Annotated in this window: 5 protein-coding genes; 4 read left to right on the top strand and 1 reads right to left on the bottom strand. The window is 62.4% G+C overall.

Going from position 1 to position 4,431, the window contains the following annotated elements:
* Positions 1 to 144 precede the first annotated feature (144 nt).
* From HY896_03910 to HY896_03900, 3 genes are read left to right on the top strand one after another with little or no spacing between them, the layout of a single operon-like run.
* On the top strand, positions 145 to 1,422 hold the full coding sequence (locus HY896_03910; GenBank protein MBI5575488.1) for a tyrosine-type recombinase/integrase: 1,278 nt from the start codon (positions 145 to 147) through the stop codon (positions 1,420 to 1,422).
* Entirely contained in the window at positions 1,419 to 2,408 is a 990-nt protein-coding gene (locus HY896_03905) for a tyrosine-type recombinase/integrase (protein ID MBI5575487.1), read from the top strand. Before HY896_03910 ends, HY896_03905 begins: the two co-directional genes overlap by 4 nt.
* The gene (locus tag HY896_03900) at positions 2,408 to 3,424 is read left to right on the top strand and encodes a tyrosine-type recombinase/integrase (GenBank protein ID MBI5575486.1); all 1,017 of its coding nucleotides are present in this window, start codon (positions 2,408 to 2,410) and stop codon (positions 3,422 to 3,424) included. The genes HY896_03905 and HY896_03900 overlap by 1 nt, the downstream gene beginning before the upstream one ends.
* Before the next feature lie 4 nt (positions 3,425 to 3,428).
* On the opposite strand, the gene HY896_03895 is transcribed toward HY896_03900, so the two are convergent.
* Complete coding sequence (locus HY896_03895; GenBank protein ID MBI5575485.1) at positions 3,429 to 4,157, bottom strand: transposase; 729 nt, start codon at positions 4,155 to 4,157, stop codon at positions 3,429 to 3,431.
* Between the two features lie 66 nt (positions 4,158 to 4,223).
* Between HY896_03895 and HY896_03890 the strand changes: the two genes are divergently transcribed.
* A partial coding sequence (locus HY896_03890; protein MBI5575484.1) for an archaeosortase/exosortase family protein occupies positions 4,224 to 4,431 on the top strand: 208 nt, incomplete at its 3' end.

Genomic DNA, 4,431 nt, shown 5'->3' with positions numbered 1-4,431 from the left:
TCCGGGTTATGTGCCCTTCACCGTTATGTGCCCTTCCTTCAAGAAGTTCCCTCCTGACGAGCAGTTGCGCTTAAGTGAGGCAACATAACGAGAGGTTTCGTTTCATGCTGATCTCCATCCCACTCTCACGGAATGGAGGTTGCCATGCTGGAACGCTACTTTCTCAAGCCCGCCACCATTGACCGTCTGCGAGCCTCATGGATCGCCGAGCCGGTGGAGCGCTACGTCGCCTGGCTCACAGCGGAAGGTTACGCCTCGCGGAACGTCTTCCGCCGCGTACCGATCATCGTGCGCTTTGGAGAGTTCGCTCGACGCCGCGGCGCGAAGACCTGGCGGGATCTGCCCGAGCACGTGGGTCCCTTCGGCAAGTTCTGGCTGGAGGAACATGGCCGCAACTACCCGACGGCCCGTCAGCAGCAGTGGGCCGAGGATGAAGCCCGCAACCCCGTCCAACAGATGCTTCGTCTCATTCTGCCGGAGTATCGCGGCATCGGGCGTCGACCCCGTGTCCAGGATCCCTTCACCGCTCAAGCTCCCGGCTTTTTCCGCTACCTTCGCGAAGAGCGTGGTCTTAAACCGGCTGCGATTTACCACTACGCCCACTACCTGAGGGCGTTTGAAGGCTACCTCGGCAGCATCGGACTCAAGAACCTGCAGGATCTCTACCCCGCGGTGCTGGGCGGCTACGTCACCCAGATGCACGCCCGGGGGCGGTGCACCGGCAAGTCAACCCTCGCGACGCTGTGCAGCACCCTTCGCGTGTTTCTTCGCTACCTACACCGGGAGAGAGTGATCGCCCGCGACTTGAGCAGCTCTGTCGAAGGGCCGCAGAAGTACCGCCTCTCCGGCATTCCCCGGTCCATCTCCTGGGACGAGGTGCGCCGGATGTTGGAGGCGGTCGACCGCCGCACCGCCAAGGGCCGACGGGATTACGCCATGCTTCTCCTGCTCGTGACGTACGGCCTGCGGGGCGGGGAGGTGGCGCATCTTACCTTGGACCATATCGACTGGAAGCGCGAGCGTCTTCGGGTACCGGACCGCAAGGCCGGTCACTCCACGGCTTACCCCCTCTCGCCGATCGTCGGGGAAGCCATCCTCGACTATCTTCGGAACGGACGCCCCGAGACCTCCGACCGGCATATCTTCCTCCGTGTCGTCGCACCTCGCACGCCGATCACCCAGCATGTCGTCGGCCTATGCGCATCCCAGTACATCCGCAAGGCCGGCATTTCCGTGGTGAGGCCGGGGTCCCACACGCTTCGGCATACCTGCGTCCAACGGCTGGTGGACGCCCACTTCTCCTTAAAGACCATCGGCGATTACGTGGGGCACCGGTCCCCAGATTCCACCGAGATCTACACCAAGCTGGACGTGGAGAGCCTTCGAGAGGTGGCGCTGGGACCGGGGGAGGAGATCTCATGAAGCGCCGATGGACGGACTTCAAGAGCCCCTTGGCCGATACGATCAAAGCCTTCCTTGCTCACAAGCGCGCCCTGGGACGCAGATTCTGGACCGAGGAGGCGGCCCTTAGACTTTTCGACCGTTATCTTGTTAACCAGGGGATCGCAACCATCGACGCAATCACCCCGGCGGTCGTGGAAGCATTTCTTGCCACCCGGCGACGTACCCGGCCCCGGAGCTACAACCACCTGCTCGGTGTTACACGGCGGTTGTTCGGGTGGATGATCGCCCAAGGTACACTCTCCCGGAACCCCGTTCAGACCCGTCCCCGGCGCGCCACCTCGTATCGGACACCGTTTCTGTTCGATGTTCCGGCTGCGAAGCGGCTCCTGGAAGCAGCCGAGCGCCTGCCCGATAATCCCCGCGGAGTCGGACGGGGTCGCGTCTATCCCATGATCTTCGCGCTCCTCTTTGGTCTCGGTCTCCGGGTGGGGGAGGTCGCGTGTCTTTGCCGTTCCGACGTGGACCTTTCCCGTCGCCTGCTCATCATTCGTCATACGAAGTTCTCCAAGAGCCGGCTCGTTCCGATGGGGCCACGCTTGGCGGAACGTCTTTCCGAGTACCTTGACCAGTTCGAGGCCGACCGGGGGCCTCTTGCGCCTGACGCTCCCGTCTTCTCCTTTACCGCCAACAGGCATGTGAACCCGATGACGATTTCACAGGTCTTTCACGGCTTGGCGACGTCCCTGGCATTCGCGCCTCCCCAGGGTGTTGCGCCCCCGAGGCTTCATGACCTTCGTCATTCATTCGCGGTGGCCACGCTCCTTCGGTGGTACCGCTCCGGTATCAACCCGGCAGACCGCCTCATCCATCTCTCCACCTTCCTGGGACACGTTGAGCCCAGCTCTACCGCGGTTTACCTCACGATCACGGCCGAGCTTCTCAGTGAGGCGTCGGACCGTTTCGAGCGCTTCGCGGCGCCCGTACTCTTTGGAGGGGGCCTCTGATGACCGCGCCGACTCTGGGTGGCCTCATCCGCTCGTTCTTCGAAGACCATCTGAAGGTCCAGAAAGGCTTACGTCCCGCATCGGTCAAGAGCTACCGGGACGCCGTGCGGCTGTTCCTTTGCTTTGCCGCCAGGGACTGCCGCCGAAGGCTCTCCCGGCTGTCCATGTCCGATCTTACGGCGGACCGGGTTCTGGGTTTCCTGCGCCACATCGAGGCCGATCGGGAGAATCGGCCGGCTACCCGCAACCACCGACTGGCGGCGCTACGCATGTTCTTCGAGTACTTGGCCAGCCGCACGCCGGAGGCCCTGGCAGAGACCCAGCGGGTGGCCGCCATTCCGACCAAGCGAACCTCTCCTCCCGAGACGTACTTCCTGGAACGGGACGAGGTCCATTTCCTCTTCGCCCATCTTCCCAAACGAGGGCGCCTGGCCCTGCGGGATCGGGCCCTCCTTCTGTTCCTTTACAACACGGGTGCCCGCGTCCAGGAAGTGGCTGGGCTTCGTGTCGAGAACCTGGAACTTTGTCCTCAGCCGCGCGTTCGCCTCCATGGCAAGGGAGACAAGTGGAGGCTCTGTCCACTGTGGCCTGAGACCGTAACTCTTCTTCGCAACGTCCTCGCCGAAAGGCGCAGCCCCGTGGGCCCGGGAGATCCTGTTTTCGCGTCTCGCCAGGGGCGCCCCCTGACGCGCTTCGGAATCTACAAGATCGTCAGACGCCACGGGGATCTTCTGTCTTCCACGCCAAGCGCGCCGTCTCGCCGGCTCTCCCCGCACGTGTTCAGGCACACGACCGCTGTCCACCTTCTCGAAGCCGGCGTGGAGGTCAACGTGATTCGAGGCTGGCTTGGCCACGTGAGTCTTGAGACCACGAACCGGTACGCCGAGATCAACATCCGCGCCAAGGAGGAAGCCCTTCGAACCTGCCAGCCGCCTATGAGTTCTTCGGCGGAACTCCCCCGAAGATCTGTCTGGCAAGAGGACGCCGTATTGCTCGAATGGCTTCAAAATCTGTGATCGATTATGTTCCCGCCTCCGCGCCCACAACCCACAGGGCGCGGGGGCTTCCGTAGGTTCGGGCACATAACGGTGAAGGGCACATAACCCCGATTATGTGGCGTTCCACATAATCGGGGATCAACTCGTCGCAGGACCCTTGAAAGTATTCGAAGGCCCTGACGTGGGAGCCGATCCAGTCGGGGAGAGTCTGCGTCCAGGTCGCCTCCGCGAAGGTGTAATTGGAGCCCCCCAGGACCGACACGAAGATCTGGGCTTCTTTGACCTCGCCGGTGGCGGGATCGACGACCTCCATGGTCTTTCCCGCGTAATCGACGAACATCTTCTGGCCGGCCTTGTACTCCTGGCGAAGTACCAGGTCCCGCTTGCCCAGCCAGAGCCGGTAGTGGTCGCAGAACCGATTGTAGCCGTACCCTTCGGGATGCAGGTCGCGGTACTCCTCCCAAAGAAGCATCAGGGTCACGCCCTTCTTCCGAAGCTCACCGTTCAGCTGGGGCCAGGACGGCAGCGGGCGGGAAAGAGGCGGGGGCAAAGACGACAGCGGCGGGAACAGGAGCCGGTCCAGTTGGCCATCGTCGATCTCCTCGGAGAGGGGCCAAGACAGGCTCGCCTGGGCGAAACGCCTCAGATACTCTCCTACGGTGCTCCGGGCGATCGCACAGCTCCTTGCGATCTGGCGATCGCTGAGCCCGCAGGCGAACTTCAGTCGAAGAACTTCCTTGGTCTTGCGCATGGGCAATCTCTCCGCCGGCATCCGTCCCCCCTTAGCGTTGATGGGAAAAGAAGGAGGATACCTCGATTGAAATTGCCCGTCGTCGCGTTATCGCCCCGGGAAAGCGGGGTCGGATCAGATTCCGACGCCTCCCTGTCCCTCCTGATCTTGTTGCCAGGGATGATCCTCTTTGTGTGGGGCTGGGAGTATCTCAAGCCATTGGCCCTGCCCTTGGCCTATCTCCAATTCATGATCCCTTGGATGGACGAGTTCATAAATCGCCTCCATTGGTTTT

This window comes from Deltaproteobacteria bacterium (genome assembly GCA_016218975.1).
Classification (GTDB): domain Bacteria; phylum Desulfobacterota; class Deferrimicrobia; order Deferrimicrobiales; family Deferrimicrobiaceae; genus JAENIX01.
Note: the sequence above shows the minus strand (reverse complement) of the source record. Positions and strands in the feature narration are given on the sequence as shown.

Bases quoted from the DNA above. Each gene is read 5' to 3' on its own strand.
- HY896_03900 (MBI5575486.1), top strand. From the start codon at position 2,408: ATGACCGCGCCGACTCTGGGTGGCCTCATCCGCTCGTTCTTCGAAGAC.
- HY896_03905 (MBI5575487.1), top strand. From the start codon at position 1,419: ATGAAGCGCCGATGGACGGACTTCAAGAGCCCCTTGGCCGATACGATC.
- HY896_03910 (MBI5575488.1), top strand. From the start codon at position 145: ATGCTGGAACGCTACTTTCTCAAGCCCGCCACCATTGACCGTCTGCGA.
- HY896_03895 (MBI5575485.1), bottom strand. From the start codon at position 4,157: ATGCGCAAGACCAAGGAAGTTCTTCGACTGAAGTTCGCCTGCGGGCTC.